Origin of the sequence: Streptomyces sp. G45 (assembly GCF_049542095.1) — a bacterium.
Classification (GTDB): Bacteria; Actinomycetota; Actinomycetes; order Streptomycetales; family Streptomycetaceae; genus Streptomyces.
Map to the genome: position 1 here is coordinate 4,780,152 of NZ_JBMUZU010000001.1, position 21,624 is coordinate 4,801,775.

Consider the following 21,624-nt stretch of genomic DNA (forward strand, 5'->3'; position numbering starts at 1 on the left):
TAAGCGGTTCCTCGCCCACCCGCCCGCCCGTTACCGCCCTCGCAGGACGTGACCGCCCCTTGCGGGGGTTGTTCGCCGTCGGCGGCTGCCGGTGGGTGGGGGGCTCGCCCACCCGCCCGCCCGTTGCTGCCCAGTCGCAGGTGAGCGCCCCCTGTGGGGGGCCTTCGCCGTCGGCGGCTGCCAGGAGGTGGTGTCCCCCTCGCTCAGCAGGAGTGTGCCGTGGTCGAAGGCCGGGGCTTCGGCTGGGTGAGGGCCGTCAGGGCTCGCGCGGCGTCCCGTTTCGGCGCCAGTTTCCGGAAGCGGTCGCCGATGATGAGGTCGACCTCGGCGCCCCGGCGCCCGTCGGTGCGCAGCTGGGCCCCCGCGACCTGCGTGCGCAGCACCGGCAGCGCGGTGTCCAGGGCCTTCTTGGGGCCGAGCAGTATGCCGGTGCCCTTGACCTTCTTGTCGTACGCCTTCGTCGCGTTGTCGACGTCGCCGATGGCGAAGCCCCGCTTCTTCAGCTCGTCGGCGGTCTCCTGGGCGAGGCCGCCGCGGGGCGTGGCGTTGTAGACGTTCACGGTGATCTGCCGGGGCTCGGGCAGCGGCTTCGGCTTCGGCTCGGCCGCGGCCCGAGCCGGGGGCGTCGTCGCGCATCCGCGGCCGCCGGTTCCGGACGCCGCCGAGGCCTCGTCGCCAGTGAACACGTCGTAGAGCTGGACGCCGCCCCAGCCGAGCAGCCCCACCGCGGCGAGGCCCGCGGCGCTCACGAGCACGATCCTGCGGCGGCCGCTCGGGCGGCGCATGCGGGGGTACTTGTCCCCCGTGATGCGGTACTTGCCGCCCATGCCGGGGGGAGTGAGCATGCTCATGGGCGCAGCGTAGTGCGGCCCGGGCGCAATGCCTACTAGATGATCATCATCGGCCGCGCAGTCCAACCCGAAAGGGCCAACGCGGGTCCCGCCCCGTTCGGGCGTCGCGGGCGTCGCGGGCGTCAGCCCAGTTCGAGCACCCGGGCGTGCAGCACCTGGCGCTGCTGGAGCGCGGCGCGGACCGCGCGGTGCAGGCCGTCCTCCAGGTACAGGTCGCCCTGCCACTTCACGACGTGCGCGAAGAGGTCGCCGTAGAACGTCGAGTCCTCGGCGAGCAGCGTCTCCAGGTCGAGCTGGCCCTTGGTCGTCACGAGCTGATCGAGGCGGACCGGGCGCGGCGCGACGTCCGCCCACTGCCGGGTGCTTTCCCGGCCGTGGTCGGGGTACGGCCGGCCGTTTCCGATGCGCTTGAAGATCACACGGAAAGCCTACCGGTCAAGGCTCTCCGGGCGCAGCCATGGAGACGCAGTGCGACCCTGGGAAATGCCGCAAGAAATCGGGGCAAACCCGGAAGTGTCCAGTCGGGAGCAGGGGCCGAAGTGAGCGACAGCCAGGGGACGCCGTCCACACCCGACGGCACAAACCGCCCGAACGAGTCCGACGCGCCCGACGCGTTGCCGCCGCGGGCCGAGGAGACCGCCGCCGCGCTGCCGCCGCAGGCCGCGGAGATCGCCGCCGGGTACGCCTTCGAGGGCCCCGCGCTCGACCTGGGCGCGCTGCTGTGGGACGGCCGCTGCCACGCGGACGCGCCGGTGCGCATCCCGCTGGCCATGCTCAACCGGCACGGCCTGGTCGCGGGCGCCACCGGCACCGGCAAGACCAAGACGCTCCAGCTCATCGCCGAGCAGCTGGCCGCGCAGGGCGTGCCCGTCTTCCTCGCCGACATCAAGGGCGACGTGTCCGGCATCTCCGCGCCCGGCCAGGGCGGCGACAAGGTGACCGGGCGGGCCCGGGACGTCGGTCAGGAGTGGGCGCCGCGCGGCTTCCCCTGCGCGTTCTACGCGCTCGGCGGCATCGGCACCGGCGTACCCGTGCGCGCCACGGTGACCAGCTTCGGGCCCGTGCTGCTCGCGAAGGTCCTCGGCCTGAACCAGACCCAGGAGCAGTCGCTCGGCCTGATCTTCCACTACGCCGACCAGAAGGGCCTGGAACTCGTCGACCTGAAGGACCTGCGGGCCGTGGTCACCTTCCTCACCTCCGACGAGGGCAAGGCGGAGCTGAAGACCGTCGGCGGCCTGTCCACCGCCACCGCCGGGGTGATCCTGCGTACGCTCACCGCCTTCGAGGCGCAGGGCATGAGCCCCTTCTTCGGAGAGCCGGAGTTCGACACGAGCGAACTGCTGCGGCAGGCGGACGACGGGCAGGGCCTGGTCTCCGTACTGGAGCTGCCCCGGGTCCAGGACAAGCCCGCGCTGTTCTCCACGTTCCTGATGTGGCTGCTCGCGGACCTCTACCACGACCTCCCGGAGGTCGGTGACCTCGACAAGCCGAAGCTGGTCTTCTTCTTCGACGAGGCGCACCTGTTGTTCAGCGGGGCCTCGAAGGCGTTCCTGGAGTCGATCACCCAGACCGTGCGGCTGATCCGCTCCAAGGGCGTCGGCGTCTTCTTCGTCACCCAGACCCCGAAGGACGTGCCCGCCGACGTCCTCGCCCAACTCGGCAACCGCGTCCAGCACGCGTTGCGCGCCTTCACCCCCGAGGACCAGAAGGCCCTGAAGGCGACCGTGCGGACCTTCCCCGACTCCGCGTACGACCTGGAGGAGACCCTCACCTCCCTCGGCACCGGCGAGGCCGTGGTGACCGTGCTCAGCGAACACGGCGCGCCCACCCCGGTCGCGGTGACGCGGCTGCGGGCGCCGCAGTCCCTGATGGGGCCCGTCGAGGCGGCGGAGCTGGAGCGGGCGGTGCGGGCCTCGCCGCTGTACGGGCGCTACGGAGAGGCGGTGGACCGCGAGTCGGCGTACGAGCGGCTGGCCGCCGCCCCGCAGCGGGAGACGGCGGCGCCCCCGCCGCCCGCGCGGGGGAAGGCGAAGGAGCAGCCCGACTCCGTGGTGGGCCAGGTCATGGGCAGCGGCATGGTGAAGTCCCTGCTGCGGTCGGTGGGCACGCAGCTGGGGCGGGAGATCTCCCGCTCCCTCTTCGGGACGGCGAGACGGCGGCGGTGATCAACCCCCGCAGGGGGCGCCCGCCTGGTCGCTAGGCAGTGACGGGTGGGCGGGTGGGAGAGGGACCGCTCAAGGCCGAGCGGCCCGCTTCTGCTCCTGCTTGTACGCCCGCACCCGCCGCAGCGACTCCGGTCCCGTGATGTCCGCGACCGAGCGGTACGTCTTGGGTTCGCCGTACGCGCCCGCGGCCTCGCGCCAGCCGGTGGGGCGCACGCCCAGCTGCTTGCCGAGGAGGGCGAGGAAGATCTGCGCCTTCTGCTTGCCGAAGCCGGGCAGGTCGGTGAGCCGGGCCAGGAGTTCCTTGCCGCTGGCGGCGCCCCGCCAGACCCCGGCCGCGTCGCCGTCGTAGTGCTCCACGAGGTACTGGCACAGCTTCTGCACCCGCCCCGCCATGGACCCCGGATAGCGGTGCACGGCGGGCTTCGCGGACAGCAGCGCGGCGAACGCCTCGGGGTCGTACGCGGCGATGTCGTGCGCGTCCAGGTCGTCGGCGCCCATGCGCCGGGCGATGGTGTACGGGCCCGAGAACGCCCACTCCATGGGCACCTGCTGGTCGAGGAGCATCCCGACGAGCGCGGCCAGCGGGCTGCGGCTGAGGAGCGCGTCGGCCTCCTCCTGCTGCGCGAGACGCAGGGTGACGTCCTTGTCCATGGGGTGATCATCCCCCGGCCCGGCGCGCGGCGCAGGCCGTGACCCGCCCGCCGGGGAAAACCGGGTGCGCCGCGGCCGCCCCTCCCCTTACGCTCGGCCCCATGTCGACGCCCCGCATTTCCTAGCAAGGACACACGCCTCCACGTCACCCGTGTGTCCTTTTCGCTTCGCGGAGCGTATTCCCTTGATCTCTGTACGTGACCTCGATCTGCGCGTCGGCGCCCGGACCCTGCTGTCCGGAGCCTCCTTCCACGTCGGCCCCGGCGACCGCGTCGGGCTCGTCGGGCGCAACGGCGCCGGAAAGTCCACCCTCCTGAAGGCCCTCGCCGGGCAGACTCCGTACGCGGCGGGCAGCGTCACGCTGACCGGCTCGCTCGGCCACCTCGCCCAGGACCCGGCCGCCGCCGACCCGGCGGCCACCGTCAGCGACCGCATCCTGTCCGCCCGCGGCCTCGACGAGGCGGTGCGCGCGCTGCGGGCCGCCGAGGCCGCGCTGGCCGCGGCGGACGGCCCCCGGCGCCAGCGGGCGGCGATGGCCGCGTACGCGCGCGCCGACGACGCCTTCCAGGCCCGCGGCGGCTACGCGGCCGAGGCGGAGGCCGCCCGCGTCGCCGCCGGTCTCGGCCTGCCCGACCGGGTGCTCGCGCGGCCCGTGGGCGAGCTGTCCGGCGGCCAGCGGCGCCGCGTCGAGCTGGCCCGCATCCTCTTCTCCCGCCACGACGTACTGCTGCTCGACGAGCCGACCAACCACCTCGACCGGGACTCGGTGGCCTGGCTGCGCGACCACCTGAGCGGCCACCCCGGCGGCTCCGTGCTCATCAGCCACGACACCGGGCTGCTCGGCGACGTCGTCAACCGCGTCTTCCACCTCGACCCGGCGCGCGCCGCCCTCGACGTACACAACACCACCTGGAGCGCCTACCTCGCGCAGCGCGCCGCCGACGAGCGCCGCCGCGCCCGCGAGCGCGCCAACGCCGAGCGGAAGGCCGCCGCGCTGCGCACCCAGGCCGACCGGATGCGCGCCAACGTCGCCACCGCCACCGCCGCGAAGAACATGGCCCGGCGCGCCGAGCGGCTGCTCACCGCCACCGAGCCGGTGCGGCGCGGCGAGAAGGTCGCCCGGATCCGCCTGCCCGAGCCCGCCCCGTGCGGCCGGACACCGCTCGGCGCGATCAGCCTGGAGAAGGCGTACGGGGACCTGCGGGTGCTCAGCGGCGTCGACCTGGCCGTCGACCGCGGCAGCAGGCTGGTCGTCCTCGGGTCCAACGGCGCCGGGAAGACCACCCTCCTGAAGCTGCTCGCCGGGCGCGAGCGGCCCGACGGCGGCCGGGTGGTGCGCGGGCACGGCCTGCGGCTCGGCTACTTCGCGCAGGAGCACGACACCCTGGACGGCGCGGTGAGCGTCCGCGCCCAGCTCGCCGCCGCCGCGCCCCGGCTGACGGACGGCGAGGTGCGGCAGGTGCTCGGGGCGTTCCTGTTCACCGGGGACGACGCGGACAAGCCGGTGCGGGTGCTGTCCGGCGGCGAGAAGACCCGGCTGGCGCTCGCCGGACTCGTCCACTCCGGCGCGAACGTGCTGCTGCTCGACGAGCCGACCAACAACCTCGACCCGGCGTCCCGGGACGAGGTCCTCGCGGCCGTCGGCACCTACCCCGGCGCGATCGTCATGGTCACCCACGACGAGGGCGCGCTCGACGCGCTGCGGCCCGACCGGGTGCTGCTGCTGCCGGACGGGACGGAGGACCTGTGGAGCGCGGAGTACCGGGAGCTGGTGGCGCTGGCCTGAGCGGGCGGGCCCGCGGGACGGGCCGGGCATGGGTGAACCCGGGCAGCCGCGGGGGAAGTCGGCTGCCCGGGTGGTCCCGTACCGCCCGTGCCAGGGCTACCGGCCGAGCAGCGAGCGCACCGCCGCCCGGTCCACCCGGTTCAGCGCCCGGATCACCAGCGGCGTGAGGAGGACGAACAGGACGCCGACCGCGCTGACACCGGCGACCTGCCACGGCGACTCGATGTAGTACGCGTGGTGCTCGCCGCCGGAGGTGTAGTCGTAGAGGCGGTAGCCCGGCCAGTCCGTGTAGCGGGCGAAGACCCAGGAGTACGCGGGGAACAGCGCGACGGCCCAGCTCGTCACCCACAGCGCCACCGCCAGCGCGAAGCTCACCACGCGCCACGGGAACATCACGACCTGGAACACCAGGGCCCGCCAGCCCGCCCCGTCCCCGAGCCGCGCCCACATCCGCGCGAAGGCGCCGCCCGCCTCCGGGATCCGCGCGGCCTCCGGTTCCGCCACGGCCAGACCGAGCCGGTCCCGCGCCCGGCGGCGCTCCACCGCCCCGAGGCCGCGCGCCCCGGCCAGCATCGCCGCGTACACGGGAACGCCGAGCAGTGTCACCGCCAGGCCCGCGCCCAGCGCCAGCAGCGTCACGCCGAAGACGAAACCGGCGATCGCGACCGGCAGGTTGGTGAGCGTGTAGCCGAACTCCCGGAAGGTGGCGGGGAGAGGGGCGCCCGCCAGAAGCCGGGCCGCGCGCCGGGCGTTCCGGCGGCGCGCTCGGCGCGCTCGGCGGGCCGGACGGCGTAGGGGAGCGTCGTGGTCATGGCGGGCCTCGCGTTCGTCTGCTGCGTGGTGGGGACGTGTGCCGTGCTGACGACCTCAACTCTGCTGCGTGCGCGGGCCGGACGGCATGGGGCGAGGTGGCGTCCTGGGGGTGTACCTAGGCCCCCTGCCGCCCGCCGAGGGTGGTGGTGCCACACCCAGGTTCACCTGACACTGCCACGCGCCGGGAGCCCGGCGGACGATCTCCCCATGACGAACACGAACACGGCTGTGGGCACGGGTACGGGGCGGCGCTTCACGGACAGGACGGTGCTCATCACGGGCGGTACGAGCGGGATGGGGTACGCGGCGGCGCGGCGGTTCCTCGACGAGGGGGCGTACGTGGTGATCACGGGCCGGAGCCAGGAGCGCCTGGACGCGGCCGCGGCGTCCCTCGGGGACCCGGCCGGGCGCGTCCTCGCGGTCCGCGCGGACGCGGGCTCCCTGGCGGACCTGGACGAGCTGATGCGGCGCGTGGAGGAGTGGCGGGGCGGCCTCGACGTGGTCTTCGCCAACGCGGGTGTCGGCGTCTTCAAACCGGCCGCCGAGTTCACCGAGGCGGACTTCGACCACGTCGTCGACGTCAACTTCAAGGGCGTCTTCTTCACCGTCCACAAGGCGCTGCCGCTGCTCGGGGAGGGCGCGGCCGTGGTGCTCAACGCCTCCTGGACGCTGCACCGGGGCCTGTCCGTCGCGTCGGTGTACTCCGCGACGAAGGCCGCCGTGCACAACCTGGCCCGCACCCTCGGCGCCGACCTCGCCCCGCGCGGCATCCGCGTCAACTCCGTCAGCCCCGGCTACATCGACACCGAGATGTACCGCGACGCCAACCCGGACCCCGGGGCCGAGGCCGCCAACGCCGCGGACGTCCCCCTCGGCACGGTCGGCCGCGCCGAGGAGGTGGCGGCGGCGGTGGCCTTCCTGGCGTCGCCCGACGCGTCGTACGTCACCGGGCAGGACTTGGTGGTGGACGGGGGCCTGGTGGGCTCGGTACCGGCGGCCTGAAGGGCGGGCGGGGTCCTAGTGCTTTATGCCCAGCGGAAAAGCGCCCCTGGACCGATCCGCCGACCGGGCCCGGCCACTACCGTGGCGCGCGGAGCGCCGACGCACAGCCGTCCCTCCCCATGCCTCCCGACATGCCTCCCGACGTACATCCTCACGTGCCGCACTCGCAGGAGGAGCACCCCATGCCCACCAGGACCGTCGCCATCCCCACTCCCGACGGCACGGCGGACGCGATCGTGGCCGCCCCGGAGGGCGGCGGCGGTCACCCGGCCGTCCTGCTCTACATGGACGCCTTCGGGCTGCGCCCGGTGATCGAGGAGATGGCCGAGCGCCTCGCCGCGCACGGCTACTGCGTCCTCGCGCCCAACGTCTTCTACCGCACCGGCCCGGCGCCCGTGCTCGACCTGCCGGACCTGGAGGTGCCGGAGGAACGGGCGGCGTTCATCTCCCGGGTGATGCCGCTCATCGAGGCGCACACGCCGGAGCGCGCGGCGCGCGACGCCGAGGCGTACCTGGAGTATCTCGCCGCGCGTCCGGAGGTGCGCTCGGGCCCGGTCGGGGTCACCGGCTACTGCATGGGCGCGGTGCTCGCGGTGCGGACGGCGGCGGCGTTCCCGGAGCGGGTGGCGGCGGTCGGGGCCTTCCACCCGGGGCCGCTGGTCACCGACGCGGCGGACAGCCCGCACCGCCTCGCGGGCGCGCTCGCCGCCGAACTCCACGTCGGCCTGGCGGCGCGGGACGACGGGATGCCGCCGGAGGCGATCGAGGAGTGGACGAAGGCGCTGGACGCGGCGGGCGTGCGCCACGAGACCGAGGTGTACCCCGACACGGTGCACGGCTTCACGATGTCCGACACGGCGGCCTACAGCCCCGCCGGGCGCGACCGCCACTGGGACCGGCTGCTGTCCCTGTTCGCCCGCACCCTGAGCGCCAGTTGAGCGCGGCAGGGCAGGTGTGGCCGGACAGCGCGCTCGCGCTGGTGCGGGCGTACGCCACGGGGGACGCGGGGGCGGTGAGCCGGGCCGTCGCGCCCCTGGACGAGACGGCGCGCGCGGACACGCACGCGGCGCTCGGCGTGCTGCTGCGCTCCACGCTGAGCGTCGCGGAGGTGGCGGCCCGCGAGATCCACGCCGACGAGGTGGTGCGCCGCGCCGACGCCCTCGCCCCGGCGGCGCCCCCGCACTACGAGTTCGCCATCACCGAGGCGGTGCGCGCCTGGGCCGCCCTGGACCCCGCCCGCGCCCCCGAAGCGGCCGCCCAGGACCCCCTGGCCACCCTCCACGTGGCGGCCGTCTTCCTCACCGCCCTGGGCCAGTCCCTCTGGGGCGAGCCCGCCTTCCTCCACGTCCTCACGGAGTACGAACGCTCCCTGAGATCCCTGCACGCGGGGGAGTGGCCGGACTTCGACTGACCCCACCCGACGCCCGGAACCTCTGCGCCCCGGCACGGCGCGCGGCCCCGGTACGGCGAAGGGCCCCGCTGCAAGCAGCGGCCCTTCGACGCTGGACGGGGATGAATGAGACCAGAACTGAGACCAGGGCGCCGGGTCATACCTTCTTGACGACGATGGTGTCCGGGAGGAGCTTCTCCAAGTCGTCTACGTCCGACGTGAAGACTGTGACCTGGCCTTTCTGCTGGCGTGCGATGACAGCGAGCACGGCATCGATCGCGTACTTGTGACCGTGCAGCTTGGTGTCGCCCAGGAGACGCCGGGCCTGGCGGGCCTCGTCCTTTCCGATATCGGCGACCTTGAGCCGGGAGAGCACCCAGTCCCAGCGCTGCTCGGTGGTCCTGCCGTCGTACGCCTCGACCAGCGTCATGGGAGACGTCACCACTTCGGCCTCACCCCCGGCCGCGAGGTCGAGCCAGGCGATCATCCTGCGGTCGCCGCGCACGGCCAGGGACAGGGCTTCGCAGTCGAGTACGAAGACGCGCAGTGGCCGCTGCCTCTGCTCACCGGCGCGCTTCTTCACGCGGCTTCTCCGGCATCGTGTCCTCCGGCGGTGCGACGGCGCTCGTGCTCGGCGTCGAGATCGTCCAGTTCCGCGAGGGCTGCCGCGCGCTCGTCCTCGGTGACCGGCCCGTGTTCCTCCTGCAGCCAGTCGACCAGCTCCAGCAGCCGGTCCCGATCGCGCTTGAATCGCAACGCCTCGGCTACGTACGCCGAAAGTCCCCGCTCAGCCGCGTCGACGCGGATCTCGTCGAGGAGATCTTCGGGGATCGTCACTGTGACTTTTTTCGTCGCCATACAAGAGACCATACTCCTGGTATAAGTACCCTTACCAGGGTCGCTGAACCAGTCAGGCTCAGGATGCGGATGGTCGACCCCGGAGTCTTCCTGATGTTGATCGCTGGGACACACCGTTTCACTCAGTCACCCCGTGTCGTTCACTCCCGCCAGCGCATGCATCAGCTGGTGCGGATAGTCGCCCTTCGACGCGGTGAGCCTCCTGCCGTTGGCGGAACCACAAGAGGAGGGGCCGTGTCCCTGCTGCCTTCGGCAGACGTCTTTAGATCGATCGAGCTAAAGGTTTCGCAGTTGCTCGGTGGGCAGTTGGTGTGTCCACATGTGCCCGGGGAGAGGTGTTCAGTGGGTGAACACCTCACGCTCTCGGAGGCGAAGGATGCGGCGGCGCGAGAAGCCACCGACGTTGCTCTTCGGGACGCGCTGTGGCGCTGCGTAGGCCGCGATGCCCGTAGTGACCTGCCGAACTTGGCTCAGCGTAGCCAGTTGCTCGCGCTGTATTTCGTCATCCCCTACCTCCGGAAGTCGGCCGGGAGAGTGTCGAGGAGGCTCTGCGTTGACGTCGCCGAGGTGAGGTCGGCCATGGTGTTCGGTGCGTTGTACGGTCTGGCGCTGGCCACCGAAGGCGACGATGTCCGTGACCAGGTTGTCCGATCCGCCAACGCGGCCGGCTGGGCGGTGGAACGGGCTGATCCGGCCGAGCGCACGACGGATCCGCACAGCCTTGTCGACCGCGCGAGCCGATGTGATGACGGCTACTCGCCCATCCGCAACGAGTCGGACATCCAGGTGGTCGACGAGATGGACCCTTTGTTGTGGGGGCGCATCAGCGGCGAACGCATGGGCGCTACCTTGCATCGCCTCGGGCTCTTGGGCGAGTTCCTCGCCTTGGGTTCGGAGCAGGTGCCCGAGGGTGAGTCCGACGAGCTCGACGGACCGCAGAAGGAAGCCGAGTGAGCCCAAGCGTAAGGCGACTGTCGCAGTGGCTGGCCGAGCCAATGCCCCTGCGCAAGGTGGCAGATCTCCTCGGGGTCGACCCATCGAAGGCATCCGGGCTGGTGAGGGCGAACCGCTTTCCCTGCCGTGTCACGAAGTTGAAGGGAAAATACGTGGCCCTTCCCGCCGATGTGATGGTGGCTCTGGGGATCGATGATCCGATCGTGCGGACGGGCGACTTGCTGGCCGGTGCTGAGTTCGCGGGGCGATGGGACTGAGGGTCGGTCGCCGGAGGCTGAGTGCAAGGTCAGAGGGTCGGGCCGCGCAAACGGCTCGGCCCCGCTGGGGCGGCGTGCGACATGGAAGGGGCTGATAGGGCGGACGTGGACGGTCAGTCCACTACGCGGCTGCGGGTTGCTTCTGGGGGCGCGTCCTGCGATGTGGGGTAAGCGCCACCTGATGCTGATCTTGGCCGTCGGCCTTCAGAGTGCAAGTCGGCGAACGAACGCTTGGACGGCGACCACCGTCGTCGCCGGAGGCGCGTCGTCATGCCGTACAGAATGCCGCATATGTCGGAAATGAATGAAACTGCAACTGAGACCAAGGCATGCCGAGAACCCCGGCCGCCGAAGCGGTCCGGGGTTCTCGTTTCGCCTGCTCAGGCGACTGCGGAGGATACGAGATTCGAACTCGTGAGGGGTTGCCCCCAACACGCTTTCCAAGCGTGCGCCCTAGGCCTCTAGGCGAATCCTCCGCGGCAAACAATACAAGACGTTGAGGAGTGCTCGCGAACTCGTTCCCAGGGGCGGGGATCGGCTACTGTGGGGGCCAGCCCCTCACGTGGCGCTATCTGACTGAACTCCCCCAGGGCCGGAAGGCAGCAAGGGTAGGTCGGCTCTGGCGGGTGCGTGAGGGGCGCTTTGCGTTGGGGGGCGGGTTGGCCGCGGGCGGTCCGGGTTGTCAGTGGGCGCCTATAACCTCGTAGGCGTGTCGTCTCTCGCGCTGTACCGCCGTTATCGCCCGGAGTCGTTCGCCGAGGTCATCGGGCAGGAGCATGTAACCGACCCGCTGCAGCAGGCGCTGCGGAACAACCGGGTCAATCACGCGTACCTGTTCAGCGGCCCGCGCGGCTGCGGCAAGACGACGAGCGCGCGCATCCTGGCGCGGTGCCTGAACTGTGAGCAAGGTCCCACTCCCACGCCCTGCGGGGAGTGCCAGAGCTGCCGTGACCTGGCCAGGAACGGCCCGGGTTCGATCGACGTCATCGAGATCGACGCCGCCTCCCACGGTGGTGTGGACGACGCCCGTGACCTGCGCGAGAAGGCATTCTTCGGGCCCGCGAGCAGCCGGTACAAGATCTACATCATCGACGAGGCCCACATGGTCACCTCGGCGGGGTTCAACGCCCTGCTGAAGGTCGTCGAGGAGCCCCCGGAGCACCTCAAGTTCATCTTCGCGACCACCGAGCCGGAGAAGGTCATCGGGACCATCCGGTCGCGGACGCACCACTATCCGTTCCGGCTCGTGCCGCCGGGCACGCTGCGGGACTATCTGGCCGAGGTGTGCGGGCGCGAGGGCATCGCCGTCGAGGACGGCGTGCTGCCGCTCGTGGTGCGCGCCGGTGCCGGGTCCGTGCGTGACTCCATGTCCGTGATGGACCAGCTCCTCGCCGGTGCGCGCGAGGACGGTGTGACGTACGCCATGGCGACGGGCCTGCTGGGGTACACGGACGGCTCGCTCCTCGACTCCGTGGTGGAGGCCTTCGCCTCCGGGGACGGCGCGGCCGCCTTCGAGGTCGTGGACCGCGTCATCGAGGGGGGAACGACCCGCGGCGGTTCGTCGCCGACCTGCTTGAGCGGCTGCGGGACCTGGTGATCCTCGCCGCCGTGCCGGACGCCGCCGAGAAGGGGCTCATCGACGCCCCGGCCGACGTCGTCGAGCGGATGCAGGCGCAGGCCGGGGTCTTCGGCGCCGCCGAGCTCAGCCGCGCCGCCGACCTCGTCAACGAGGGCCTCACGGAGATGCGGGGCGCCACCTCGCCCCGGCTCCAGCTGGAGCTGATCTGCGCGCGCGTGCTGCTGCCCGCCGCGTACGACGACGAGCGCTCCGTCATGGCGCGCCTCGACCGCCTGGAGCGCGGCGGGCACTTCATGGCCCAGGGACCCGCCTCGGCGCCCGCGATGGGGTACGTGCCCGGGCCCGAGGCCCACGCCGGGGTGCAGCAGCCGGGTGTCGCCGTGCCGCCGGGCGGGGTGGACGTTCCGCCCGGGGGCGGGGCGGCCGCCGCGCGGGCGGCCGTGCGCGGAGCCGGGGGCTCCGGGGGCGCCGAGGCCGCGGCGCCTCAGGCTCCGTCGGCAGCTCAGGCCCCCCCGGCGCCGCCGGTCCCCCCGGCCCCTCAGCCTCCCCAGGCTCCCCCGGCTCCTCCCGCCGCCCCGGAGGCCGCCCCCGCCGCCAGCCGTCCCGGCAGCTGGCCCACCGCCTCCGCGCCCGGAGGCGGTGCCGCGCCCGCCTCCGGGGCGTCCCGTCCCGGCAGCTGGCCCACGGCCGCCCCGGCGGGCGGCGGCGCCCCCGCGCCCGCCGCGCCCCCGGCCAAGCCCGCCGCCCCGGCGCCCGCCCCCTCCGCCCCGGCCCCGGCGCCCGCGGCGCCCGCCTACGCCCCCGTGCCCGGCGGCCCCGACCCCCGCAGCCTCTGGCCGAACATCCTGGAGGCGGTCAAGAACCGCCGCCGGTTCACCTGGATCCTGCTCAGCCAGAACGCGCAGGTCGCGGGCTTCGACGGCACCACGCTCCAGCTCGGTTTCGTCAACGCCGGGGCCCGGGACAACTTCGCCAGCAGCGGCAGCGAGGACGTGCTGAAGCAGGCGCTGTCCGAGCAGTTCGGCGTGCAGTGGAAGGTCGAGGCGATCGTCGACCCCTCCGGGGGCTCGGCGCCGCCGCCCGCGGCGGGCGGGTTCGGCGGCGGGCGGCCCGCGCCTCCGCAGGCCCCGCCCTCCGGGCAGTACGGGTCCTCGGGGTACGGCGGGGCCCCGGCCGCCGCCCCGCGGCCCGCCCCCGCGGCCGCGCCCGCCCCGGCACCCGCGCCGCCGGTGGCGCCGTCCGCGCCTGCGGCCCCGACGCCCGCGCCTCCGGCTCGCGCCGCCGAGCACGTGGCGCCGGAGGATGACATTCCGGAGGATGACGATCCGGATCTTGTCGACTCGGCACTGTCGGGGCACGAACTGATCGTCCGGGAACTGGGCGCGACGGTGGTCGAGGAGTACCCGAACGAGTAGCCCTCGCGGGGGCCCTTGAAACTCTGCCGCGACCGGCAGGATCCAGCCCGTCCGGCGTTTGAGGACGAGGCCGCCAGGCCGATCTTCGGGGGTGCCAGGGGGCGGAGCCCCATGGTTTCGGGAAAGGGGCGGGTCTGGGGCGCCCCGCGAAGGCACCGCCCCCGGCTCTCGTACGAACCCACAAACCCCCGCCGCCCCCCACCTGGACACCCGAACAAAGCCGCCCGCCCCGCCGGGCTAGGCTGGCCCCGTGAACGTCCTCGTCATCGGCAGCGGCGCCCGCGAACACGCCCTGTGCCGCTCCCTGTCCCTCGACCCGGCGGTCACCGCCCTGCACTGCGCGCCCGGCAACGCCGGTATCGCGGAGGTGGCGGAGCTGCACCCGGTGGACGCCCTCGACGGCGCCGCCGTGGCCGGGCTCGCCCGGAAGCTGGGCGCGGACCTCGTCGTCGTGGGCCCGGAGGCGCCGCTCGTCGCGGGCGTCGCCGACGCCGTGCGCGAGGCGGGCATCCCCTGCTTCGGCCCGTCCCGGGAGGCCGCCCGCCTCGAAGGCTCCAAGGCGTTCGCCAAGGACGTGATGGCGGCCGCCGGGGTGCCCACGGCCCGCAGCTACGTGTGCGTGAACGAGGCGGAGGTCGACGAGGCGCTGGACGCCTTCGGGGCGCCGTACGTCGTGAAGGACGACGGGCTCGCCGCGGGCAAGGGCGTCGTCGTGACCGACGACATCGAGCAGGCCCGCGCGCACGCCCGCGCCTGCGGCCGCGTCGTGATCGAGGAGTTCCTCGACGGGCCCGAGGTGTCGCTGTTCGCCGTCACCGACGGCGAGACGGTCGTGCCGCTGCGCCCCGCGCAGGACTTCAAGCGCGCCCTCGACGGCGACGAGGGGCCCAACACCGGCGGCATGGGCGCCTATTCGCCGCTGCCGTGGGCCGACCCGAAGCTCGTGGACGACGTGCTGCGCACGGTGCTCCAGCCGACCGTCGACGAACTGCGGCGGCGCGGCACGCCGTTCTCCGGGCTGCTCTACGCGGGCCTCGCGATCACCAGCAGGGGCGTGCGGGTCATCGAGTTCAACGCCCGCTTCGGCGACCCCGAGACGCAGGTCGTCCTCGCCCGCCTCAGGACGCCGCTCGCCGGTGTGCTGCTCGCCGCCGCGAACGGAACGCTCGCCGACCTGCCGCCGCTGCGCTGGAGCGACGACGCGGCCGTCACCGTTGTCGTCGCCTCGCACAACTACCCGGGCACCCCCCGCACCGGCGACCGGATCGACGGCCTCGACGCCGTCAAGCGCCAGGACGCCCCGCACGCGTACGTCCTGCACGCCGGGACGAAGCGCGACGGCGAGGCGATCGTCAGCGCGGGCGGCCGCGTGCTGTCCGTGACGGCGACCGGCACCGACCTCAACGAGGCCCGCGAGCGCGCCTACGCGGCCGTCTCCCGCATCCGCCTCGACGGCTCCCAGCACCGCACCGACATCGCCGAGAAGGCCGCCCGCCAGGGCTAGCCGAAGCCCACCGGACGGCCGGGGGCGACCAGGTCGTGACGTACCGTAACGCCATGGCCTCAATCCGCTCCCGCCGTCCCCGGCTGCTGTACGTCACCGACCTCACCTACGAGGCCCGCGGGCGGCGCTACTGCGACGAGGACATCCACCTCTCCGCGCGCCTGCGCGCCGAGTTCGACGTCGCCCTGTGCCACCCGCTGGACGCCGCCGCCCTGATGGACGGCCACGACCTGGTCATCGTCCGCAACAGCGGGCCCGTCCTCCACTACCAGGAGGCGTACGACGCGTTCCGCGCCCGCGCCCTGCGCGACGGCGTGCGCGTCTACAACGAGTTGACGGGCCGCGGCGACATGGCGGGCAAGGGCTATCTGCTCGATCTGACCGCCGCGGGCCTGCCCGTCATCCCGACCGTCGACCGCCGCGCTGACCTGGGGCGCCTGCCGGAAACCGGGTCCTACGTAGTGAAGCCGAAGCTCGGCGCCGACTCCATAGGGCTGCGGTTCGTCGACCGCCAGGAGCTGGCGGACCTGGACTTCGGCGAGGGCGGCGGGCTGCTCGCGCAGCCGCGGATCGACTTCCGCTACGAGGTGTCCTTCTACTTCGTGGACGACGCCTTCCAGTACGCGCTGTACGCCCCCGACCCCGAGCGGCGCTGGGAGCTGGAGCCCTACGCCCCGACGGCCGCCGACCTGGACTTCGCGCGCCGGTTCGTGGCGTGGAACACCCTGGAGTACGGGATCCAGCGCGTCGACGCCTGCCGGGCGCCCGACGGCACGCTGCTCCTCGTTGAACTGGAAGACCTCAATCCGTATCTCTCCCTCGACCTCGTCGGCGAGGACGTCCGGCGGGCCTTCGCCAGGGATCTCTCCGCCTCCCTGACGAAACTGCTGCACCGGGCGAGCTTTACCCAAAGCCATTCCATCGGGTGAGCGCTGACCCATCCGGCTGACGTTGACCAGCGGCCCAACTAGGGTTCGGCGCAGGCGTTCAGGCACCCGGAAGCCAAACAGCCCACCGGCATTGCGATGTCAGTGGCGGGTGCCACAGTGGGGGGAGTGAGCAACGCCATCGACATGCGCCGTCGGCTCCGGCCGTCGGCCGGGCCGTAGAGGCAGCAGGGGGTGACTTCGGTCGTGTCAGGGATGGGTGTGGAGGCGGGCGCGCGGGCCGCGCGCTCCCGGGCCCTCGCCGTGCTGCGCATCCGCAGCAGGGCGCTGGCCGTCGCCCTGCTGCCCGCGGCCGTCGCCGTCGTGCTGCTCGCCGCGATGGCCACCGGGCATGTCGGGGGCGCGAGTTGGGCCGCCGCGCGCTGGGCCGTGACCGTGCTCGCCGTGCTCGTGCTGCTCGCCGCCGGAGCCGTTGCGCTGGTCGTCGCCCGCGCCCGGCCCGCCGTCAGCCCGACGGTCCCCATCAGCGAGGCCGCCGCCCCCGATCTGTACCGCCTGGTGCGCGACCTCGCCGACCGCCTGGACGTCCCGGCCCCCTCGGCGATAGCGCTCACGCCGGACTGCGACAGCTGGCTGGAGGACCGCACCCACCCGGCCCACGCCCCGGAGAGCGCCCCGCCGTCCTCCGACGCCCTCGTGCCCCCCGACGGCGACCCCGCGGCCCCGGGAGCACGCGCCGCCCAGCGCAGGGCCCCCGCCGCCCCGGTGCTCGTCATCGGCTCGCCGTTCCTGTGGTGGATGCGCGTCGGCGAGCTGCGCGCCGTCCTCGCCCCGGTCGTCGCGGGTACGGGACCCTCGGCGCACCCGGACATAGCCGCCGCCCGCCGCTTCGTGCGCGGCCTGGACGCCGCCGTGGCCGTCGCGTCGACACCCGGCCGCGGGCCGCTCGGGCGCGCCGTCCTCGGCGGGGTCGGCTGGGTGGCCCGGCTGCTGCTGCGCGGCTGCCGGGTGCACGCCGCGGAGATGGAGCGGGGCGTCGCCGCTGCCGCCGCCGAGCGCGCCCAGACCGTGGACTACGGGGTGCGGATCGTCGCCCAGGAGCAGGTCGGCCTCGCGTACGCGGGCTGGGACCGGCTGCTGACGCGGGTCGCGCTGCCCGCCTGGCGCATGGGCCGCTGGCCCTCGCGGCTCGACGCGGGCGTCGTCTCCGCGCTCACCGAACTCTCCCGCCGCGACCGCCTCGCCGAGGGCTTCGCCTCCCGGCTCGGCGAGCGCCCCGCGTGCGACCTCCTGGAGGAGCCCGGCCTCGTCGACGAGGCCGCGTCGCTGCTCGCCGCCCGGCTCTTCCACGGCGGCCCGGCCGAGCCCGGCCCCGGCTGGGCGCCGGTGGCCTGGCAGGAGTATCCGGACGAAATCGTCGACCGCAAGTGGCGCATGGACGCCGCCCGCCTCCACCGCGTCCTTGACGCCCTGGGCGTCAGCCGCTCCTTCGACCCCACGGCCCCCGACCCCGAGGGCCCGACCCTCGGCCGGATCCTGGACCACCTGACGGATCCGCGGGCGGAGGGCGCCGGTGGCGGCGCCACGGGCGCCGGGGGAGCCCGGGGGGCGTACGCGGCGGGGGCGCCCCGGATGCCTCGGACGCCCTGGACGCCCCGGACGCCCTGGACGGTGACGCTTCCGGCCCCCGTGACGACGGTGACGACAGCGACGACAGCGACGGCTCCGAAGGCCGCGGTGGTGCCCTCGCCGCCGGGCTCACCGCCGAGATCGCCCGCGAGGAGGCCGCGGCGCCGCCCCGGCCCGCCCCGGCCGGACAGGGGCCGGACGACGCGCTCTGGGACGACCGGGCACTGCCGCTGTTCCCGCTCCAGCCGCCCCGCTCCGGCCGGGAGCTGCTGGCCGACCACGTCACGGCCATGGTGTGCTGCGCGGCCGTCGACACGGCGGGGGCCGCGCCCGGGCTCGACTGGCTGGACGGGCCCTCGCTCCTGATAGGGGGCGAGCGCGCGGCGGACCTCGCGCCGCGGGTGCTCACGCTGGTGGAGGACGGTGACGCGGGGCCCTTGCGGGCGTGGCTCACGGAGCAGGGTGTGCGCCCGGAGAAGCCGCTTCGCCTCGTCTGAACACGAGGCCGACCCCCTCCGCCGCCGGGGACGCCCCCTGCCCCCCTGGCGGGCCTGCCCCTGCCGCTGCGCGGCGGCTTCCCACCCGCCCGCCCGTGACTCCCTGGCTTCGCGTACCCGCCCGCCTGTGGCTCCCTGGCTGCGCGCGCCCCGCCCGCTGACGCCCCGCCGCTGCGCGGCGGCTTCCCACCCGCCCGCCCGTGACTCCCTAGCTTCGCGTACCCCGTCCGCCTGTGGCTCCCTGGCTGCGCGTACCCCGTCCGCCCGTGGCTCCCTGGCTGTGCGCGCCCCGCCCACCCGTGACCCCCTAGCCGCGCCCACCCCCACCCCACCCCGGCAGGGAAACGTTCCGGTCACGTCAATTCACGACGAACGGTGACGGTCCGCGTGCGTAATGTGATGTGCTGGGATCGGTGGCCGACACGGCGGACACGCCGCTCTGGCGGGCACGCGCAGTGAACGGCGGGCGAACGGCCCGCGCGCAGCACGGCCAGCACGCACCACCACGCACCAGCACGGACCGCACGCAGACCACCCCACACCGTGGAAGCGACCGCCACGCAGGGGAAAGCCCGCCGTCCAAGCGGACGGGCACCGCCTCCGCCCCGGCGCAGAGGCACCGAACCAGTCGGGGGAGCGAGGGAGGGGACGTAGACGCCATGGGACCGGAGCCGATCCGCCGCTGGGAGTCGGGCGCGCTCGCCCACGCCGTGACCGACCCCTTCGGCCAGGGCCCGCTGCCCTGGCTCCGCGGCGCGGAGCACTACTTCGACGACACGGGCCAGGTCGTGCCCTGGTACGTGGACCCCGACACCACCCCAGGAGCCACCGGGCGGACGGTGCCCGCCCGGCGCCCCGGCGGCGGCCCCCGCACCGCCGACGACGTCCACCGCCAGATCAAGGGCTTCACGAGCACCGGAGCCGCCGCCCCCGGGGAGGCGCTCGACTTCCACATCACGGTCGACCCGCCCCAGCAGTTCAGTGTCGACATCTACCGCATCGGGCACTACGGGGGCGACGGCGCCGCCCAGATCACCACCAGCCCCCGGCTCGCGGGCATCGTGCAGCCGCCGCCGCTCGCCGCCGACCGCACGGTCTCCTGCCACCACTGGTGGCTGTCCTGGCGGCTCCAGATCCCCAGCTACTGGAACGTGGGGGCGTACGTCGCGGTCCTCACCACCGTCGACGGCTACCGCTCGCACGTGCCCTTCACGGTCCGCGACAGCCTCCCGGCGGCCCGCGGCGAGCTGGGCGAGGCCCCGGCGGCCGACCTGTTGGTGATCCTGCCGGACGTGACCTGGCAGGCGTACAACCTGTACCCGGAGGACGGCCGCACGGGCGCCAGCCTGTACCACGCGTGGGACGAGCACGGCCGTCTGCTCGGCGAGAGCGAGGCCGCGGTCACGGTCTCCTTCGACCGCCCGTACGCGGGCGCGGGCCTGCCCCTGCACGTGGGCCACGCCTACGATTTCATCCGCTGGGCCGAGCGGTACGGCTACGACCTGGCGTACGCCGACGCCCGCGACCTGCACGCGGGCCACATCGACCCCGCCCGCTACCGCGGCCTGGTCTTCCCCGGCCACGACGAGTACTGGTCCGTGGCGATGCGCCGCACCACCGAACTGGCCCGCGACCACGGCACGTCCCTGGTCTTCCTGTCGGCCAACACCATGTACTGGCAGGTCGAGTTGGGCCCGTCCCCGTCCGGCGTCCCGGACCGCCTGCTGACCTGCCGCAAGCGCCGGGGCCCCGGCAGGGCCGCGCTGTGGCGGGAGATCGACGTGCCCGAGCAGCAGCTCATCGGCATCCAGTACGCGGGCCGCGTCCCCGAGCCGCACCCGCTCATCGTGCGCAACGCCGACCACTGGCTGTGGGAGGCGACCGGAGCGCACGAGGGCGACCCCATTGAGGGCCTGGTCGCGGGCGAGGCCGACCGCTACTTCCCGCGCACGGCGCTGCCCGAGCACCAGGACCGCATCCTGCTGGCCCACTCCCCCTACCGCGACGGCGAGGGCACCCCGCGCCACCAGGAGACCTCGCTGTACCGCGCCCCGTCCGGCGCCCTGGTGTTCGCCTCCGGGACGTTCGCCTGGTCCCCGGCGCTCGACCGGCCGGGCCATGTGGACCCCCGCGTGCAGCGCGCCACCGCCAACCTCCTCGACCGGATCTGCAAGCGCGACTGACGCCGTACGCCCGCAACCAGCCAGGTCTCGGCCAACCCATGGCCAAGACCGCCCTCCGCATACGGGAGAATCGAGGCACTGGGACATAACCACGGGGAGGAACCGTGTCCGGATTCGTTGAAAAGCCCGAACCGATCCAGGTTCCGGGTCTGGTGCATCTGCACACCGGGAAGGTGCGCGAGCTGTACCAGAACGAGGCGGGCGACCTCGTGATGGTCGCCAGCGACCGCATGTCCGCCTACGACTGGGTGCTGCCGACGGAGATCCCCGACAAGGGGCGCGTCCTGACCCAGCTCTCGCTGTGGTGGTTCGACCAGCTTGCCGACCTGGTCCCGAACCATGTCCTCTCCGGTGAGCTGCCGCCCGGCGCGCCCGCCGACTGGGCGGGCCGCACCCTGGTCTGCAAGCGCCTGGAGATGGTCCCGGTCGAATGCGTCGCCCGCGGCTATCTGACCGGCTCGGGCCTGGCCGAGTACCGCGAGTCCCGCACGGTCTGCGGCCTGGCCCTGCCCGAGGGCCTCAGCGACGGCTCGGAGCTGCCCGCGCCGATCTTCACGCCCGCCACGAAGGCGGAGGTCGGCGAGCACGACGAGAACGTGAGCTACGAGGAGGTGGCCCGCCAGGTCGGCGCGGAGACCGCGGCGCAGCTCCGCCAGACGACGCTCGCCGTGTACGGCCGGGCCCGGGACATCGCGCGCGAGCGCGGCCTGATCCTCGCGGACACCAAGTTCGAGTTCGGCTTCGACGGCGCGGACCTGGTGATCGCCGACGAGGTCCTCACGCCGGACTCGTCCCGCTTCTGGCCCGCCGACCGCTGGCAGCCGGGCCGCGCCCAGCCGTCGTACGACAAGCAGTTCGTGCGCGACTGGCTGACCTCACCGGCGTCCGGCTGGGACCGCGCGAGCGAGCAGCCGCCCCCGCCGCTGCCGCAGGACGTGGTGGACGCCACACGGGCGAAGTATGTGGAGGCGTACGAGCGGCTGACCGGCACGACCTGGCCGTAGACCGGCCTCGGCCGTGAGCGCGGGGCGGGCTGGGAGCAGCCCGCCCGTGTCCCGGCCCCCGGCCCCCCGGGCCCAACGGCACGACAAAGCCCCCCAGTTCGGAAACTGGGGGGCTTTCGCTGGAGCGGACGACCAGGTTCGAACTGGCGACCTCAACCTTGGCAAGGTTGCGCTCTACCAACTGAGCTACGTCCGCGCT

18 protein-coding genes, 2 tRNA genes, 1 other RNA gene and 1 pseudogene are annotated in these 21,624 nt (G+C 73.7%); 14 read left to right on the forward strand and 8 right to left on the reverse strand.

Going from position 1 to position 21,624, the window contains the following annotated elements; genetic code table 11:
• Positions 1-203: 203 nt before the first annotated feature.
• Both ACOBQU_RS19945 and ACOBQU_RS19950 read right to left on the reverse strand, forming a co-directional pair.
• Entirely contained in the window at positions 204-851 is a 648-nt protein-coding gene (locus ACOBQU_RS19945; protein WP_423628689.1) for a LytR C-terminal domain-containing protein, read from the reverse strand.
• Positions 852-973: 122 nt separating this feature from the next.
• Positions 974-1,270, reverse strand: coding sequence for a type II toxin-antitoxin system VapB family antitoxin (locus tag ACOBQU_RS19950; protein ID WP_003955420.1), 297 nt, complete (start codon positions 1,268-1,270; stop codon positions 974-976).
• Between the two features lie 195 nt (positions 1,271-1,465).
• Between ACOBQU_RS19950 and ACOBQU_RS19955 the strand changes: the two genes are divergently transcribed.
• Positions 1,466-3,016, forward strand: coding sequence for a helicase HerA-like domain-containing protein (locus tag ACOBQU_RS19955; protein WP_423634608.1), 1,551 nt, complete (start codon positions 1,466-1,468; stop codon positions 3,014-3,016).
• 69 nt (positions 3,017-3,085) lie between these two features.
• Here ACOBQU_RS19955 and ACOBQU_RS19960 read toward each other — a convergent pair whose 3' ends face one another.
• Positions 3,086-3,667, reverse strand: a complete 582-nt coding sequence (locus ACOBQU_RS19960; protein WP_423628690.1) for an HhH-GPD-type base excision DNA repair protein — start codon at positions 3,665-3,667, stop codon at positions 3,086-3,088.
• Positions 3,668-3,851: 184 nt separating this feature from the next.
• Between ACOBQU_RS19960 and ACOBQU_RS19965 the strand changes: the two genes are divergently transcribed.
• A complete protein-coding gene (locus tag ACOBQU_RS19965) occupies positions 3,852-5,453 on the forward strand; it encodes an ABC-F family ATP-binding cassette domain-containing protein (protein WP_423628691.1) in 1,602 nt (533 codons plus the stop codon).
• A 96-nt stretch (positions 5,454-5,549) separates the two neighbouring features.
• Here ACOBQU_RS19965 and ACOBQU_RS19970 read toward each other — a convergent pair whose 3' ends face one another.
• Positions 5,550-6,092, reverse strand: coding sequence for a sensor domain-containing protein (locus tag ACOBQU_RS19970; RefSeq protein WP_423628692.1), 543 nt, complete (start codon positions 6,090-6,092; stop codon positions 5,550-5,552).
• 381 nt (positions 6,093-6,473) lie between these two features.
• Here ACOBQU_RS19970 and ACOBQU_RS19975 point away from each other — a divergent pair, with 381 nt between their 5' ends.
• The 3 genes from ACOBQU_RS19975 (at position 6,474) to ACOBQU_RS19985 (ending at position 8,679) form a co-directional block, all read left to right on the forward strand.
• Positions 6,474-7,268 (forward strand): SDR family oxidoreductase, encoded by a 795-nt coding sequence (locus tag ACOBQU_RS19975; RefSeq protein WP_423628693.1) that lies wholly within the window; start codon positions 6,474-6,476, stop codon positions 7,266-7,268.
• Between the two features lie 182 nt (positions 7,269-7,450).
• A complete protein-coding gene (locus ACOBQU_RS19980) occupies positions 7,451-8,206 on the forward strand; it encodes a dienelactone hydrolase family protein (RefSeq protein WP_423628694.1) in 756 nt (251 codons plus the stop codon).
• Positions 8,203-8,679, forward strand: coding sequence for a hypothetical protein (locus ACOBQU_RS19985; RefSeq protein ID WP_423628695.1), 477 nt, complete (start codon positions 8,203-8,205; stop codon positions 8,677-8,679). The genes ACOBQU_RS19980 and ACOBQU_RS19985 overlap by 4 nt, the downstream gene beginning before the upstream one ends.
• Positions 8,680-8,815: 136 nt before the next feature.
• Here the strand turns inward: ACOBQU_RS19985 and ACOBQU_RS19990 are convergent, their stop codons facing one another.
• On the reverse strand, positions 8,816-9,241 hold the full coding sequence (locus ACOBQU_RS19990; protein WP_423628696.1) for a hypothetical protein: 426 nt from the start codon (positions 9,239-9,241) through the stop codon (positions 8,816-8,818).
• Positions 9,238-9,516: a CopG family transcriptional regulator gene (locus tag ACOBQU_RS19995; RefSeq protein WP_423628697.1), complete on the reverse strand. Its 279-nt coding sequence runs from the start codon at positions 9,514-9,516 to the stop codon at positions 9,238-9,240. The genes ACOBQU_RS19990 and ACOBQU_RS19995 overlap by 4 nt, the downstream gene beginning before the upstream one ends.
• A 234-nt stretch (positions 9,517-9,750) precedes the next feature.
• Here ACOBQU_RS19995 and ACOBQU_RS20000 point away from each other — a divergent pair, with 234 nt between their 5' ends.
• Both ACOBQU_RS20000 and ACOBQU_RS20005 read left to right on the forward strand, forming a co-directional pair.
• Positions 9,751-10,470, forward strand: a complete 720-nt coding sequence (locus ACOBQU_RS20000) for a hypothetical protein (RefSeq protein WP_423628698.1) — start codon at positions 9,751-9,753, stop codon at positions 10,468-10,470.
• Complete coding sequence (locus ACOBQU_RS20005) at positions 10,467-10,727, forward strand: hypothetical protein (protein WP_423628699.1); 261 nt, start codon at positions 10,467-10,469, stop codon at positions 10,725-10,727. The genes ACOBQU_RS20000 and ACOBQU_RS20005 overlap by 4 nt, the downstream gene beginning before the upstream one ends.
• 391 nt (positions 10,728-11,118) lie before the next feature.
• Here the strand turns inward: ACOBQU_RS20005 and ACOBQU_RS20010 are convergent.
• Positions 11,119-11,203: transfer RNA gene (locus tag ACOBQU_RS20010), tRNA-Ser, on the reverse strand.
• Positions 11,204-11,276: 73 nt separating this feature from the next.
• Here ACOBQU_RS20010 and ffs point away from each other — a divergent pair.
• The 7 genes and pseudogenes from ffs (at position 11,277) to ACOBQU_RS20045 (ending at position 21,425) form a co-directional block, all read left to right on the forward strand.
• An RNA gene (ffs, locus tag ACOBQU_RS20015) (signal recognition particle sRNA small type) lies at positions 11,277-11,375 on the forward strand.
• Between the two features lie 61 nt (positions 11,376-11,436).
• Positions 11,437-13,721: pseudogene (locus ACOBQU_RS20020) on the forward strand (DNA polymerase III subunit gamma and tau).
• 250 nt (positions 13,722-13,971) lie between these two features.
• Positions 13,972-15,225 carry a phosphoribosylamine--glycine ligase gene (gene purD / locus ACOBQU_RS20025; protein WP_423628700.1) on the forward strand — a complete coding sequence of 418 codons (1,254 nt, stop codon included), beginning with the start codon at positions 13,972-13,974 and terminating at the stop codon, positions 15,223-15,225.
• Positions 15,226-15,278: 53 nt separating this feature from the next.
• Positions 15,279-16,154: a hypothetical protein gene (locus ACOBQU_RS20030; RefSeq protein ID WP_423628701.1), complete on the forward strand. Its 876-nt coding sequence runs from the start codon at positions 15,279-15,281 to the stop codon at positions 16,152-16,154.
• 213 nt (positions 16,155-16,367) lie between these two features.
• Positions 16,368-18,107 carry a hypothetical protein gene (locus tag ACOBQU_RS20035; RefSeq protein ID WP_423634610.1) on the forward strand — a complete coding sequence of 580 codons (1,740 nt, stop codon included), beginning with the start codon at positions 16,368-16,370 and terminating at the stop codon, positions 18,105-18,107.
• A 790-nt stretch (positions 18,108-18,897) separates the two neighbouring features.
• Complete coding sequence (locus ACOBQU_RS20040; RefSeq protein ID WP_423628702.1) at positions 18,898-20,421, forward strand: N,N-dimethylformamidase beta subunit family domain-containing protein; 1,524 nt, start codon at positions 18,898-18,900, stop codon at positions 20,419-20,421.
• 104 nt (positions 20,422-20,525) lie between these two features.
• Positions 20,526-21,425, forward strand: a complete 900-nt coding sequence (locus ACOBQU_RS20045; protein WP_423628703.1) for a phosphoribosylaminoimidazolesuccinocarboxamide synthase — start codon at positions 20,526-20,528, stop codon at positions 21,423-21,425.
• 120 nt (positions 21,426-21,545) lie between these two features.
• Here the strand turns inward: ACOBQU_RS20045 and ACOBQU_RS20050 are convergent.
• Positions 21,546-21,621, reverse strand: a tRNA-Gly gene (locus ACOBQU_RS20050).
• Positions 21,622-21,624 lie beyond the last annotated feature (3 nt).

Bases quoted from the DNA above. Each gene is read 5' to 3' on its own strand.
- ACOBQU_RS20035 (WP_423634610.1), top strand. From the start codon at position 16,368: ATGGGTGTGGAGGCGGGCGCGCGGGCCGCGCGCTCCCGGGCCCTCGCC.
- ACOBQU_RS20040 (WP_423628702.1), top strand. From the start codon at position 18,898: ATGGGACCGGAGCCGATCCGCCGCTGGGAGTCGGGCGCGCTCGCCCAC.
- ACOBQU_RS19980 (WP_423628694.1), top strand. From the start codon at position 7,451: ATGCCCACCAGGACCGTCGCCATCCCCACTCCCGACGGCACGGCGGAC.
- ACOBQU_RS19945 (WP_423628689.1), bottom strand. From the start codon at position 851: ATGAGCATGCTCACTCCCCCCGGCATGGGCGGCAAGTACCGCATCACG.
- ACOBQU_RS20030 (WP_423628701.1), top strand. From the start codon at position 15,279: ATGGCCTCAATCCGCTCCCGCCGTCCCCGGCTGCTGTACGTCACCGAC.
- ACOBQU_RS19960 (WP_423628690.1), bottom strand. From the start codon at position 3,667: ATGGACAAGGACGTCACCCTGCGTCTCGCGCAGCAGGAGGAGGCCGAC.
- ACOBQU_RS19995 (WP_423628697.1), bottom strand. From the start codon at position 9,516: ATGGCGACGAAAAAAGTCACAGTGACGATCCCCGAAGATCTCCTCGAC.
- ACOBQU_RS19975 (WP_423628693.1), top strand. From the start codon at position 6,474: ATGACGAACACGAACACGGCTGTGGGCACGGGTACGGGGCGGCGCTTC.